Source organism: Pelodictyon phaeoclathratiforme BU-1, assembly GCF_000020645.1.
GTDB lineage: Bacteria > Bacteroidota > Chlorobiia > Chlorobiales > Chlorobiaceae > Chlorobium > Chlorobium phaeoclathratiforme.
Genome location: NC_011060.1, coordinates 1512689 through 1526742, shown reverse-complemented (window position 1 = coordinate 1526742; position 14054 = coordinate 1512689). Strand labels below are relative to the sequence as shown.

General features: G+C 46.4%; 17 protein-coding genes. 15 read left to right on the top strand and 2 right to left on the bottom strand.

All coding sequences use genetic code 11. From position 1 onward, the window contains the following. The 11 genes from PPHA_RS07205 (at position 1) to PPHA_RS07165 (ending at position 8591) form a co-directional block, all read left to right on the top strand. Positions 1–1662 (top strand): type I restriction-modification system subunit M, encoded by a 1662-nt coding sequence (locus tag PPHA_RS07205; protein WP_012508196.1) that lies wholly within the window; start codon positions 1–3, stop codon positions 1660–1662. Further along, positions 1659–1850 carry a hypothetical protein gene (locus PPHA_RS07200; protein WP_012508195.1) on the top strand — a complete coding sequence of 64 codons (192 nt, stop codon included), beginning with the start codon at positions 1659–1661 and terminating at the stop codon, positions 1848–1850. The genes PPHA_RS07205 and PPHA_RS07200 overlap by 4 nt, the downstream gene beginning before the upstream one ends. Next, positions 1847–3025, top strand: a complete 1179-nt coding sequence (locus tag PPHA_RS14605; protein WP_012508194.1) for a restriction endonuclease subunit S — start codon at positions 1847–1849, stop codon at positions 3023–3025. Before PPHA_RS07200 ends, PPHA_RS14605 begins: the two co-directional genes overlap by 4 nt. A 157-nt stretch (positions 3026–3182) precedes the next feature. After that, a complete protein-coding gene (locus PPHA_RS07190; RefSeq protein ID WP_012508192.1) occupies positions 3183–4271 on the top strand; it encodes a toll/interleukin-1 receptor domain-containing protein in 1089 nt (362 codons plus the stop codon). Positions 4272–4371: 100 nt separating this feature from the next. Next, a complete protein-coding gene (locus PPHA_RS15075; protein WP_012508191.1) occupies positions 4372–4644 on the top strand; it encodes a DUF2442 domain-containing protein in 273 nt (90 codons plus the stop codon). 70 nt (positions 4645–4714) lie between these two features. After that, the gene (locus PPHA_RS07185) at positions 4715–6214 is read left to right on the top strand and encodes an RNA-binding domain-containing protein (RefSeq protein ID WP_012508190.1); all 1500 of its coding nucleotides are present in this window, start codon (positions 4715–4717) and stop codon (positions 6212–6214) included. Positions 6215–6455: 241 nt separating this feature from the next. Further along, on the top strand, positions 6456–7313 hold the full coding sequence (locus PPHA_RS07180; protein ID WP_012508189.1) for a BRO-N domain-containing protein: 858 nt from the start codon (positions 6456–6458) through the stop codon (positions 7311–7313). A 13-nt stretch (positions 7314–7326) separates the two neighbouring features. Continuing rightward, positions 7327–7599: a DUF2442 domain-containing protein gene (locus tag PPHA_RS15070; protein WP_083765314.1), complete on the top strand. Its 273-nt coding sequence runs from the start codon at positions 7327–7329 to the stop codon at positions 7597–7599. Positions 7600–7709: 110 nt separating this feature from the next. Continuing rightward, on the top strand, positions 7710–7850 hold the full coding sequence (locus PPHA_RS14600) for a hypothetical protein (RefSeq protein ID WP_041526763.1): 141 nt from the start codon (positions 7710–7712) through the stop codon (positions 7848–7850). Between the two features lie 202 nt (positions 7851–8052). Further along, the gene (locus tag PPHA_RS07170) at positions 8053–8313 is read left to right on the top strand and encodes a type II toxin-antitoxin system Phd/YefM family antitoxin (protein ID WP_012508188.1); all 261 of its coding nucleotides are present in this window, start codon (positions 8053–8055) and stop codon (positions 8311–8313) included. Continuing rightward, entirely contained in the window at positions 8313–8591 is a 279-nt protein-coding gene (locus tag PPHA_RS07165) for a Txe/YoeB family addiction module toxin (protein ID WP_012508187.1), read from the top strand. The genes PPHA_RS07170 and PPHA_RS07165 overlap by 1 nt, the downstream gene beginning before the upstream one ends. A 448-nt stretch (positions 8592–9039) precedes the next feature. Here the strand turns inward: PPHA_RS07165 and PPHA_RS16785 are convergent, their stop codons facing one another. Both PPHA_RS16785 and PPHA_RS07155 read right to left on the bottom strand, forming a co-directional pair. Continuing rightward, positions 9040–9237, bottom strand: coding sequence for a type II toxin-antitoxin system HicA family toxin (locus PPHA_RS16785; protein WP_150085805.1), 198 nt, complete (start codon positions 9235–9237; stop codon positions 9040–9042). Between the two features lie 2 nt (positions 9238–9239). Next, positions 9240–9449 carry a type II toxin-antitoxin system HicB family antitoxin gene (locus PPHA_RS07155; RefSeq protein ID WP_012508185.1) on the bottom strand — a complete coding sequence of 70 codons (210 nt, stop codon included), beginning with the start codon at positions 9447–9449 and terminating at the stop codon, positions 9240–9242. 350 nt (positions 9450–9799) lie between these two features. On the opposite strand from PPHA_RS07155, the gene PPHA_RS07150 reads away from it, so the two are divergent. The 4 genes from PPHA_RS07150 (at position 9800) to PPHA_RS07135 (ending at position 14054) form a co-directional block, all read left to right on the top strand. Beyond that, complete coding sequence (locus PPHA_RS07150; RefSeq protein WP_223293875.1) at positions 9800–10168, top strand: NAD(P)-dependent oxidoreductase; 369 nt, start codon at positions 9800–9802, stop codon at positions 10166–10168. A gap of 81 nt (positions 10169–10249) precedes the next feature. Further along, positions 10250–10690, top strand: a complete 441-nt coding sequence (locus PPHA_RS07145; protein ID WP_012508183.1) for a YccF domain-containing protein — start codon at positions 10250–10252, stop codon at positions 10688–10690. A gap of 365 nt (positions 10691–11055) precedes the next feature. Then, a complete protein-coding gene (locus PPHA_RS07140; protein WP_012508182.1) occupies positions 11056–11697 on the top strand; it encodes an HAD family hydrolase in 642 nt (213 codons plus the stop codon). A 281-nt stretch (positions 11698–11978) separates the two neighbouring features. After that, complete coding sequence (locus PPHA_RS07135) at positions 11979–14054, top strand: RecQ family ATP-dependent DNA helicase (protein ID WP_012508181.1); 2076 nt, start codon at positions 11979–11981, stop codon at positions 14052–14054.

Here is a 14054-nt window from a genome sequence, read left to right as displayed (position 1 = left end):
ATGCTGCAGCACAACCCTGAACTGAAATCAAAAATAGACCAACTCTGGAACAAGTTCTGGAGCGGCGGCATATCCAATCCACTCACCGCCATCGAACAGATCACCTATTTGCTCTTCATGAAGCGAATGGACGATCAGGATCAGGAAAAGCAGGCAAGCGCCGAATGGGCGGGCGAACCCTACACCTCAAAATTCAAGGGAGTGTGGATTCCGCAGGAATACCGTGGCAAATCAAATTCATTCAATTATGCGATAGACAAAAGCACCCTCCGCTGGAGTGAATTCAAGCACATGCAGGCCGAAGAGATGCTCACCCATGTGCAGACCAAAGTTTTTCCCTACCTGAAAGACATGAACGGTGCCGAATCGCAATTCAGCCACCACATGAAAAATGCGGTATTCATCATCCCCAAGCCATCGCTTCTCGTTGAAGCCGTGAAAACGGTTGACGAAATCTTTGAGGTGATGGAGAAAGACTCGAATGAAAAGGGGCAGGCATTTCAGGATATTCAGGGTGACGTCTATGAATTTCTGCTCTCCGAAATTGCCTCCGCCGGAAAAAACGGACAGTTCCGCACCCCTCGCCATATTATCAAAATGATGGCCGATCTGGTCGAGCCAAAGCTTGGCCACACCATTGCCGATCCAGCATGTGGCACAGGCGGATTTCTGCTCGGAGCCTATCAATACATCGTAACGCAACTGGCGATTCGCGCCGGAAACAAGGATCTCGTGGCGGACGAAGACGGATTTCTCCGCACCTCTGTTTCTGTGGGCCTTACCGAACAGGCAAAATCAATTCTTGGCAAGACGCTCTTCGGCTACGATATCGACAGCACCATGGTTCGCCTTGCGCTCATGAACCTGATGATGCACGGTATTGATGAACCGGAAATTGACTACAAGGATACCCTGAGCAAGAGCTTTACCGAAGAGTCCTGCTACGATATCATCATGGCCAATCCACCCTTTACCGGCAGCATCGACAAAGGCGACATCAACGAAAGCTTTACCCTCTCCACCACCAAAACAGAGCTGCTGTTTGTTGAAAACATCTACCGGCTGCTGAAAAAAGGAGGAACCGCCTGCGTTATTGTGCCTCAGGGTGTGCTCTTTGGCTCCGGCGGCGCCTTCAAGGCACTGCGCAAGCTGCTGGTTGACCGCTGCGACCTGAAAGCCGTTATCACCATGCCGAGTGGTGTCTTCAAACCCTATGCCGGAGTCTCAACATCCATTCTGCTCTTTACAAAAGTATGGGGGCCGCTCGACAAGGTCACCAAACCGGCGACAGAGCATGTCTGGTTCTACGACATGCAGTCGGACGGCTACTCCCTCGACGACAAACGAAGCAAGCAGGAGGGTTTTGGTGATCTGCTTGATATTGTGGAGAATTATAAACGGCGAAGCGTTGAGCACGACACCGACAGAACCCAAAAGTTCTTTTTTGTGCCGCGCATTGAAATTGAAGGCGAAGGAGGATATGACCTATCCCTTTCCCGCTATAAAACCGATGTTTTTGAAGAGGTCGTGTACGAAAGTCCATCGGTGATTCTCGACAAACTGATTGCGGCAGAAGTGGGGGAGATCGATGAGGCTGAACTTACCAACATTCAGAGCGGCATTGTACGCGAGCTACTTGAGCTCAAGGGGATGATTGGATGAAACAAGCATTTGCAATAGGTTGGGGGATAAGTTTTTCAGTTGGTCGATTTAGGCGTAACTTACTTTTTTATAAGGATGTTAAAATTACGAACGCACTGCGTTCGCAATTCGATTATGAGCGATATGGAAAACTGCCCGAAAAGAAACCGACAATCAGCGTGAAGGTTATTGAGGGGAGGGGAAGATGAAAACAGTTGAACTTCAACAGGTTACAACCATAATTGCAGGCCAATCCCCTGAATCGTCAACATATAATTCAATTGCCGACGGATTACCGTTTTTTCAAGGGAAAGCAGATTTTCAGGATAAATTCCCAAAAGTTCGTATTTGGTGCAACAGCGCTAAGCGTAAAGAGGCCGATCCTGGCGATATTCTGATGTCTGTTCGTGCCCCCGTTGGATCGGTAAATATTTGTAACCAGAAATGCATTATAGGGAGGGGGTTGTCGGCAATCCGACCAGACGCAAATCTAAATAATTATTTTCTATACTATTATCTCAAGTGCAACGAGAAAAATGTTGCCAGTTTAGGAACAGGTTCGACATTTCAAGCAATAACTCAGACAACGTTGAAAAGGCTTGACGTGCCCCTTCCGCCGCTTGACGACCAAATCCGTAGTGCAACCCTCCTTTCCAAAGTAGAAAACCTGATCTTCCGCCGCCGCGAGCAACTAAAACAGCTTGACGAACTGCTCAAAAGTGTTTTTCTGGAGATGTTTGGCGATCCGGTCAGGAATGAGATGGGGTGGGAGATGAAACGTATGGATGAAATTTCTGATTCCCGGTTAGGGAAAATGCGTGACAAAAAGTTCATTACAGGAAATCATCTGAGAAAATATATCGGAAATTCAAATGTCCAGTGGTTTCGTTTCAAACTGGATGATTTGGAGGAAATGGATTTTGATGAAAGAGAGCGCGTACTATTTGCTTTGATGGATGGAGATCTGTTGATTTGTGAAGGTGGTGATATAGGGCGATGTGCAATATGGAGAAGTAACTTGTCAGAATGTTATTTTCAGAAAGCCATACATCGAGTAAGATTACACAAATCGCAAGCTATACCTGAATATCTTCAATATGTGATGCTGTTCTTTTCGTTATACAATGGTTTTAAGAATGTTACCTGTAAGGCGACTATTTCTCATTTAACCGGCGAAAAACTTAAAGAAACGCTTATTCCATTACCTTCTCTTGAACTTCAAAACCGTTTTTCAACAATCGTCAAAAAAGTTGAAAAAATCAAGATCACCTACACTCACTCTTTTATTAATCTCGAATCACTCTATGGTATTCTCAGCCAAAAAGCATTCAAGGGTGAGCTGGATTTTTTGCAGGTTTCGCCTGTTGAGGGAAACGTGAGCTAATGTGGCTTTTTTTTGATTTTATTGCTTTAAAAGGCGCTGACGTATTTGGAAAATTGGCAGATACACGAGCCAAAATGGTCTTTTTTCTCCGAATTAGGCAGATCGGTCTATACAATGTCAACTATCTTTATTCACTCTACCGCATAGAGGTACCTACATGACTACATTATTTGATTTTGATGTCCTTCTTTCATTTGCCGGAAAGGAACGGCATTTTGCTCGCGCTATTCATGATATTGCCTCAGCAAATGGATTGCGAGTTTTTCTTGATGAAGAATTTCAGCATGAGATATGGGGCAGGAACCTCGTGGAGTATCTTGATCAGACCTATCGAGAGCGTGGCCAATTTGTGCTTGTATTACTGTCGAAATCCTACCGAGATAAGGGATTTACTAAGGTCGAACTCTTCGCTGCTTTTGATCGCATGATCAACGAGAGAGCAGAGTACCTATTACCTGTCAAGGTCGATGATGATTCATGGATTGATGGTCTTCCGAGGTCTACAGCCTATCTTGATTTACGAAAAGAGGGTGTCCTTGGAGTATGCAAATTGCTACTCAAGAAGATTCGAGGTTCGACTGCGAGTCTAATAATTCCTCCTGGAATTAATATTCCGCGGATTCCAAGTGCTTCAATATCCGGCGATCAGTTGGCTGAGTACCTTGTCGAATTGTGCGCAAGACCGCAAGTGACCTTGTTCGGTGCGCTTGTTTATGACGAAACAAATATTGGTTTACGTCGCTTGCTTAGAGATCAAGATTCGTGGGATGCTCTTGACAAAGCGTCAGGTCAAAATCTTGAAGTATTTGCAATTCGAGATACCGAGCAATATGGCAGTGATGCGCCTCCTTTTCAACAAGAAATGATGACTAGCATATCGCTTAGTTGCGCACGAGATCGGGGTTATTACTATTCTAAGCTTTTGCACGACTACTTTGGAAGGGAGAAGACAAGACTTGCATATCCTTCGTTTTTGTTGTTTATCGTTGAGAAGCGGAAGGTTAAGAAGTGCTGGCTTATTCCTTTTCACCGAGCCACTCCAGATGAGACACTTGATTGGTTGATCGATCTCTTTAGTTCGATTAAGAAATGCCTATTGGTTGCGGGTGGGGCCAATGCATCATCGGACGAAGTAATTTCAAAACTGAAAGAATTATTGCTGGATGGTAAGTATAAACTTAACATTCAACAAGTCATGAACGATGCTGAACGTGCTGTGCGTTTGCTGACTGAATATATTGAATAATTTGATCGTTTTGATTCTGCGAGCTTGGCGTGATGGCTAAACAAACGTTACCGATCAGAGCATCTGAATTTGAACGTTAGATTTAAAAATGAGCGGATAAATTATTGACAGTATTTCAATTGTCGAGTGCAGTTCTATCAAGGATTATCAGATTTTCCTGAAATTCAATACCGGCGAAACGGGGGAGGTTGATCTCCGCAATCTTGTTTGTAAATATCCAATAGCTGAACCATTGCGGAACCCTGAAGCTTTTTCACATCTTTATCTTGATTCCTGGCCAACTCTGGCATGGGATTTCGGTTTCGATGTTGACCCCAAGTCACTATATTTCAGGGCAACCGACAAGTCGCCGTGGGATACCAAAGCGTCCTAAAAAAACGTCATTACATGATGAAGGCCTGAGGAATCAAACCTCTTTCTTACTGAATGATAAAAGGTAACGTATGGACGTCAGCATACAGCAAATACATGAACTGATCCGTCAGGGGGAAGGGATATCTACGGAGTTCAAAACCTGCAGGAATAAGATCAATCGCGATGTCTATGAGACAGTTTGCGCCTTTCTCAATCGGCATGGCGGGACGATTTTACTCGGTATTCAGGATGATGGAACCGTTCAGGGGATTGAGCAGGATGCTGTAACGCAGATCAAAAAGGACTTTGTCACTGCCATCAACAACCCGCTGAAGCTTACTCCGCCAACGTATCTCTCTGTGGATGTTGTCGAGTTGGACGGGAAATCCCTGCTGCGTATCTATGTGCCGGAAAGCTCGCAGGTGCATCGCTGTAATGGTCGTATTTATGACCGCAATGAAGATGGCGATCTGGATATTACCGATCACACCACACTGGTGGCGCATCTCTACCAGCGTAAACAGGCGACCTTCAGCGAAAACAAGGTATACCCCTGGATTCAGGTCGAAGATCTTCGCCCGGAATTGATTGAAAAGTGCCGTCGATATGTTCGTATAAACAGGGATAATCACCCTTGGGCGGATATGGATGATCTGCAACTACTCAAGAGTGCCCAGCTCTATCAGGAAAATCCAGTTACCAGGGAAAACGGAGTTACTCTGGCTGGAGTTATGCTGTTTGCACCTGACCTGCTTATCCTGAAAGTATGTCCTGCGCATCGAACCGACCTGATCCTGCGCAAGGTCAATGTTGACCGCTACGACGACCGCGATCTGGTACGCACCAACCTTATTGAAAGCTATGACCGCATTCTGGCCTTTGTCCAGAAGCATTTGCCAGACCCTTTTTATCTTGAAGGCATTGAACGCAGAAGCCTGCGGGATGCCATCTTCCGTGAGGTTGCATCCAATATCCTTATTCACCGCGAATATTCCAGCGGTGTTCCGGCTCGGCTTATTATTGAATACGGTCAGGTGACCACCTGGAACGCCAATCGTCCTCACGGGTTTGGCGTGCTGAACCCCGACAACTTCGCGCCCTATCCTAAAAACCCGGTGATCGGTGCATTTTTCAGGGAGATAGACCGCGCTGACGAACTTGGTTCCGGTATGCGCAAGATGATGATGTATGGCAAAAAGTACGGCGGAGCGGACCCTCAGCTCATCGAAGGTGACCTTTTTCGCATGATCATCAGTGTGCCGGAATTCGGAGAAAACCCTTCAAACACTCTTGGACGTGAGCCAGCAGCAGTTTCCTCGGGGCCAGAGTCGGGGCCAGAGTCGGGGCCAGAGTCGGGGCCAGAGTCGATTTTTAAAAGAATCATCAAGGAGTTGCTCATCGGTGCCCGATCAAAATCCGAATTGGCTGCTGCGCTTGGCCAAAGGTCGGTATCGGGAAAACTGAATGAACGGATCCGTGAAATGCTTGCTGATGGCTTGATTGCGCAGACCATTCCTGACAAGCCAACAAGCCGATTGCAAAAATATTGTCTGACTGAGAAAGGTCGTAAATGTCTAGAAAAAAGATGAAACGGGAACGTGCTCGAACAAGTCGCCGGTCAAGTGGATAGATGGACGTTTGATTTACAGGTATATGCACCCGATCACGGAAGAAACGACTCGGTTCGGCAGTTTTATAGTGAATTTCCGATTACGTCCGCAGTGCGGACGCAATTTCAATAGATGTAATATCATCTGGTGATACCTCAATAACAGGCGAGTGACGAAACAGCGCTCAAGAATTCTAAACTGTATAAGAAGGAGGTGGATCGTGACAGAAGAACAAACGCTCATTGCTTTTGAAAATACGCCAATTCGTCGCCACTTCGATGAGGCTACTGAAACCTGGTACTTCTCGATTGTTGATGTCATCGCCGTTTTGAGCGAAAGCGTCAATCCGTGTGATTATTGGTTCAGGATGAAGGTCAGGGTAAAGGCTGAAGATGGCCTTGAGTTGTCGACAATTTGTCGACAACTGAAATTGAAATCTTCAGATGGGAAAAAATATGCTACCGATTGCGCGAATGTAGAGGGATTGCTGAGAATTATTCAGTCCATTCCCTCACCCAAGGCTGAGCCGTTCAAACAATGGCTGGCTAAAGTTGGCTATGAACGCATTCAGGATATGGCTGATCCAGCGCTATCCGTTGATCGCGCCCGTGAGTACTGGCAACAACATGGGAGAAGTGAAAAATGGATACAGCAGTGGATGATGGGCCAGGAGACCCGCAATAAACTCACTGATTACTGGAAGGAGCATGAAATTTCCAAAGAGGATGAGTATGCCATTTTGACCAACATCATCCATCAGGAGTGGACGGGCGTTTCCATCAAGAAGCATAAGGATATGAAAGGGCTGAAAACCCAGAACCTGCGCGACCACATGAGTGAAGCTGAGCTGATTTTTACTGCGCTGGCCGAACTCTCTACCCGGCAAATTGCCGAAAGTGTTGATGCTACAGGAATGAAAGAGAATGCCGATGCAGGGAAAAAAGGCGGCAAGATTGCCAAAGGTGCACGACTTGAATTGGAACAGAAAACCGGCAAGAGCGTTGTCAGCGGAGAAAACTTTTTTGCGCCATCAAAACCGGCAAAAAAGATTACTGGTGCACGAGAAGGCGGGGCGTGAGCTTGTGTAAAACATTAAGAAATGTGTTTCAATTATAGAAGCAAGGTATGTCAAGGATTATCAGATATTTCTGAAATTCAATACTGGTGAAACCGGCGAGGTTGATCTGCGTGATCTTGTCTATAAATGTCCAATAGCGGAACCATTGCGGAACCCTGAAGCTTTTTCACATTTTTATCTTGATTCCTGGCCTACTCTTGCATGGGAATGCGGTTTTGATGTAGACCCTGAGTCACTGTATTTCAGGGCAACCGGCAGGTCGGTCTGGGAGACGAAAGCATCCTGATAAAACGCCATGCAGGCGAATATCGTTTATCAGGAATGGACAGGCTCATGATGAAGCAGATGGCTATGGATGGACATGTAATTCTAAACTGTACAAGAAAGAGGCGGATCATGACAGAAGAACAATCGCTCATTGCTTTTGAAAATACGCCAATTCGTCGTCACTTCGATGAGGCTACTGAAACCTGGTACTTCTCGATTGTTGATGTCATCGCCGTGTTGAGCGAAAGCGTCAATCCGCGTGATTATTGATTCAGGATGAAGGTCAGGGTGAAGGCTGAAGATGGTCTTGAATGAGGCTGATCTGGATCACTTCAACGACAACTATGGAAAGGTGCCCTTCTTGTCAGTGATGACTGGTTTCGGATGCGGTATGGCATGATTGGGATTATCTGGAATTGAGCTATATTGCGATTGATTTGTACACTATAGTGATACTTAAAGAGGAACAACTATGATAGCAATAAGCACAACCGAGTTGAGGCGGAACCTTCGGAAATACCTCAATACCGCAAATAAGGAACGGGTCATTATCCAGTGCGGAAAGAGCGAAACCTATGAAATTATTCCTGCCCGGAAAATGAGTGATACTGACCGATATTTTTCTGATCCCAATGTTGTTGAACATTTACAGCACTCTCTTCAGCAAGTAGAGGAGGGTAAAACAACGGTTCTCAAAAAATCAGATATCAAAAACTTCCTGGGACTTGAGTAATGGGCTATGCGCTTGTCTATACTGACGTTGCTCATGAAGATATTGAGAAGCTTAAAAAGTCTGGTGACATGGTTGCGATCCGCAAACTTGCCAGAATGCTTGAAGAACTTATTGACCATCCTTTTACAGGATCAGGTAAACCGGAACAACTCAGATACAATTTTTCTGGTTGCTGGTCACGAAGGATTTCCAGGAAACACCGCCTTGTATATACAGTAGATGACAAAACAGTAACCGTTCACCTGCTTTCTGTTTACGGGCATTATGATGATCGATGATTTTTTCGCGATTCGATTGGAGATTCCGGTGACACTGGAGAGGTGGAGCTTCTGATCCAGCGATGTTCCGTCCCGGCTTATCATTGAATACAGTCAGGTGATCACCTGGAACGCCAATCGTCCTCACGGGTTTGGTGTGCTGAATCCCGATACCTTCGCGCCGTATCCTAAAAACCCGGTGATCGGTGCATTTTTCAGGGAGATAGACCGTGCAGACGAACTGGGTTCTGGTTTGCGCAAGATGATGATGTACGGAAAAAAGTACGGCGGAGCGGACCCTCAGCTCATCGAAGGTGACGTTTTTCGCATGATTATCAGTGTGCCGGAGTTTGGAAAGAAACCTTTAAACACCCTTGGACGTGAGCCAGCGACATTTTCTTCAGGGCCAGAGTCGATTTTTAAAAGAGTCATCAGGGAGTTGCTCATCGGCTCTCGATCAAAATCCGAATTAGCTACTGCGCTTGGCCAAAAGTCGGTATCGGGAAAACTGAATGAACGAATCCGTGAAATGCTTGCTGACGGCTTGATACCTGCCATCCGCGTGGCGAAACTGCTTATGAGTACCCCGTTGTCGAATTTCGTTAAATCCAAGTGCTTCAAGGAATCCAACAATCTCGCGAGGTTTGAGAACAGGTAAATGTCCCATGTTCAGGCCACAACTATATTTTGAGTGCCAATAAATTCTGCTTCCAGCACTGGTTCTCCATCCTCAAGCAGCATTTCAATGACTTCCTGAAGATTTTGATGCAGTTCATCCAGGGTTTCCCCTTGTGTGTGTGCTCCCTGGAATCCTGGGATGAATCCTACAAAAAGACCAGTCTCCTTACATCGTTCAACAATTGCCGTGTAATTTCTCATTGGAAGCTTTCTCCTTTACTTATAAATTCATGAAGGCTCTTCAGAAACGATAAATGATATTACCTCAGTAGCTGATTTGGCTAAACTCTCTTTCTTTCAAGGTAAATATTTGACACTGATTCCCAAATGACAAGGCAAAAAACGGTTCTGAACCTTCGGCAGTTAGCGCATGGGAATCCCATTACACTGGCCCAGCGGTTGTTTCTTCAAGGCCAGAGCAAATCATGTAACCGGTTACCATAATGCATATTCCATTAGGCACTCCCCGAAGACTTGTGGCTGCTGCCACTCATCTATTATGTAAGGGCATTCACGCAAACAAACCGGAGAAACCGGTCAAGTTTGTTCTCATGAACACTACAGCTAACAGGAACCGGGATCTTCATGAGCCAATCACCATCGTCGAACGAGGAGTTTTTGCTCTTGTTCGCCTGTTGCTGCCTCCGCAAGTGGATAACAAACATGCTGCAGAGTATTTTCGGGTTACCATCGGTCAGATCGACAGGTTCATTGAGTGGTTTGTTGTGCGTCCGGATACATTGATCAATGACGACAAGGTTACAGGTTATGATGTATATACTTCACCGACCAGAAGCCCTGTCTTCAATGCAGGCTCAACCAGTCGTATTAATGTCGCACACTTTATAGCTGATCTGATCACCAGCGATAAAACCTGGAAGAGGTGGAGGGGGCAGATGCCTGTCATCTACAATATATGATCATGCATTTTAGCAGGGTAACAGAAAGAGTGTTATTATGACAGGAGAATGTGAAATGACTCAATTTTTCAATGAGATTCTATGAAAACGCTTGGCAATATTCTGTGGCACTTCCCGTTTTTCGGTTTCGTCAGTGCTATTCTTGTCTATCTGTTAGGGCTTATTTTTACAGTGACGATCGTTGCAGCACCAATTGGCCTGGGGTTAATGGAGTACGGGAAATTTCTGTTCGCCCCATTCGGGCATGCGATGATCAGCAAATCTGATCTCAACGTTAAACAAAATCCGGTATGGATGGCATACTCAACCATTGTGATGATTATCTACCTTCCCCTCGGCCTCATTCTTGCGCTAATCGCGGTTTGTCAAGTAGCCGCGCAGTTCGTGACAATTATCAATATTCCTGTTGCACTTGTTATTGCCAAGTCTCTCGGGACCTATCTGAACCCGGTCAACAAGATATGTGTGCACAGTGCAGTGGTGGAAGAAATAGAACGTCGTAAAGCGAAAGCCGAAGTATGAAATCATCCTGAATAGTCCAATAAGCATGACAGGGACGCAAAGCGTTAAAGCCACGCTACGGTCTCGGAGCTTGAATCTCAGCCTTAAGAGGAGAACGCAGCAATGAAGAACATCAATACCCGGGTATGCCCTGTTGCATTGTCAGGCTCTCTTGATAACAGCATTCGAAGATGGCTGCAAAACCCTGAAAAAATCCTGAGGCCATTTAAAGGGGGCGTTATTGGTAGTGAACCTATGACGGAGAGTCTTGGGTTGTAACCCCTGCTGCTGTTTTCTTTAAGGTATGACTGGTATATTCAGGGTAAGTCAGCAAGGGGCTGAATAAAACTTAGGGTGGCGAGCATTGTACGAAGTAAGATGAAAGAGTGAAATACAAACTTCTTGTTTTTGATTTTGACGGGACCCTGGCTGATAGCGAGGCGAGCATTATGGAGTCTCTGCAGCTTGTCGCCCAAGATCTGGGAATTCCGGCTTTTGACAGGGACGGAGCCCGGCGAAGTATCGGTTTGCCGTTGCGGCGTACAATTGAAATGGGGCTTGGTCTCGCTCCTGAAGAAGCTCCTGAGGCAGTTGACCTTTACAGAAAGCGTTACAACGAGGTTGCTTTAGACTTGACGCATCTGTTTCCGGGAGTGAACGAGACCCTTGACCGATTGCGGCACGATTACCTGCTGGCTGTCGCTTCAAGCAAGAGCACCCAAGGGCTGTTGTTGATGATGCGGCATCTCGGGATTTATGAGATATTCTCCTTTATTTCCGGGGCTCAGGATGTGCAAGAGCCAAAGCCGGCACCCGATATGGTGCTGCTTGCACTGGAGTCCATGAATATTCCGGCTCAAGAGTGCCTTGTTGTTGGCGACACTGTTTACGATATCGAAATGGGTCAACGCGCATTCACCGATACCTGTGCCGTCACCTACGGCAACCATTCAGCCGATGAACTCCGCTGCTTCAACCCCACATTTATCATTAACGCATTCCCGCATCTCATGCATTGTTTGGAGTGATTTTTCCCTTTACCTCACCGAAGATAAGCGCATAGCTCCGAGAGATTGTTCGATAGCAGCAATTGCAGGCGGAGGAGATCTTTTGACTATAAAACATGGAAATTCCATTACTCGTCAGCCATTGTAGAGCGTCAGCAGCAAAAAGGTAGGGGGGCGCAACGTGTTTGATCGCCTGTAATTGTTTGCTATAATGAAAAACTTGATTGTTCTCGAAAAAACGCATTGAGTATCTGGTTCATCTATTGTATGCTGCTTTCAATGAAGTTTCATCAGGAGAGTGCATGATGTATACGTCGGCAAGGGCATTGGAGCTTCTCAGGATTGGTTCCGGTTATCCCTGTGCGGTGTTCCGTGAGAGTCAGGAGGAGGCAATTCGTTATATCGTTGAAGGTCAGGGACGATTGTTGGTTGTCCAGAAGACTGGCTGGGGTAAAAGCTTTGTCTATTTTATCGCTACCAAATTGCTTCGTGAAGGGGGTAATGGTCCAGCGCTCTTGATTTCACCATTGCTTGCATTGATGCGAAATCAGATTGAGGCTGCAGAGCGAATGGGTGTACATGCAGTGACGATCAACTCAGATAATCCGGATGACTGGGCTGAAGTTGAAATGAGCATCGCTCGTAATGCGATAGATATTCTGATCATTTCACCTGAACGACTTGCGAATGAACGCTTCCGCACCAATGTTCTGGCTCCTATTGCTTCGCAGATTGCGATGTTGGTTATTGATGAAGCGCACTGTATTTCTGACTGGGGGCACGACTTTCGACCCCACTACCGACTGCTCGAACGGATTGTCAAAACCTTGCCACCAAACCTGCGACTTCTGGCAACTACTGCTACCGCAAACAATCGTGTCATGGATGATTTAGTCGAAGTGCTTGGGCCGCAATTGGAGGTGTTCCGTGGTGATTTGAATCGTCCTTCGTTGACCTTGCAAACCATATCTCTACCTGATCAAGCCCAGCGCCTTGCATGGCTGGCTGAACAGCTCGATACGCTTCAAGGCCACGGAATCATCTATACCCTCACCGTTCGTGACGCGAACATGGTTGCAGGTTGGCTGAAAAGTCGTGGGTTCAATGTTGAAGCCTACACGGGCGAAACTGGTGATCGCCGGCCGGAGTTTGAGCAGGCTCTGCTTAATAACCGGGTTAAAGCTCTTGTTGCTACTTCCGCACTGGGAATGGGTTACGATAAGCCGGATCTGGCATTTGTGATTCATTATCAGATGCCGGGATCGGTTGTTGCCTATTATCAGCAGGTAGGGCGTGCTGGACGTGCTCTTGAATCAGCATATGGTATCTTGCTGAGTGGCAGGGAAGAGACGGATATTACTGATTGGTTTATCAAGAGCGCTTTTCCGACCAGGCAGGAAGTTGATGATGTCATTAACGCTCTTGAAAATGAACCTTCGGGGCTCTCTGTGCCTGAACTTCAGGGAAAAGTGAATATCAGCTATGGACGTATTGAAAAGACCATTGCATTGCTCTCGCTGGAATCACCCGCCCCTGTCGCAAAGCAAGGGAGCAAGTGGCAATTGACAGCCGCCAAACTTGGTGAAGGATTTTGGGCTCGTGCGGATCGACTTACCGCGTTACGTCGTGATGAACAACGACAAATGCAGGAATATCTTAAACTTCCATTTGGTGAACATATGGGGTTTCTTGTTCAGGCGCTTGATGGTGATCCGAATGAGGTCAGTTTTCCTTTATTGTTACCGTTACCGATAACTGTTGAAGAGGCTCTTGTTCAGGAGGCTGTCGCTTTTTTGCGCCGCACCAGTTTGCCTATTGAGCCAAGACTTCAGTGGCCTGCCGGTGGTATGCCACAATATCGGGTGAAAGGAAAAATTCCTGTAAACCTGCAGGCAGGGCCCGGAAAAACACTCTGTGTTTGGGGTGATGCAGGGTGGGGTGGACTCGTCAGACAAGGAAAATATCATGACAACTGTTTTTCTGATATTTTGGTTACTGCTTGTGTTGAAATGATTCAGCAATGGAATCCGGAACCAGCACCGACATGGGTAACGTGCGTTCCGTCGTTGCGTCACCCCAATCTCGTTCCGGATTTTGCGAAGCGCCTTGCTGATGCTCTGGGACTGCCGTTTCAACTGCTTCTTGTAAAAACAAATAACCGGCCAGAACAGAAAACAATGGCAAACAGTACCCAACAGGCTCGAAATATTGATGGTTCACTCGCGGTCAAGGAACAAAGAGTGCCGGATGGTCCGGTTCTTCTGGTTGACGACATGGTAGATTCTCGCTGGACATTGACGGTATCTGCCTGGCTCTTGAGAACATATGGAAGTGGTGAGGTTTGGCCTTTGGCACTTGCTCAAACAGGATACGATTAA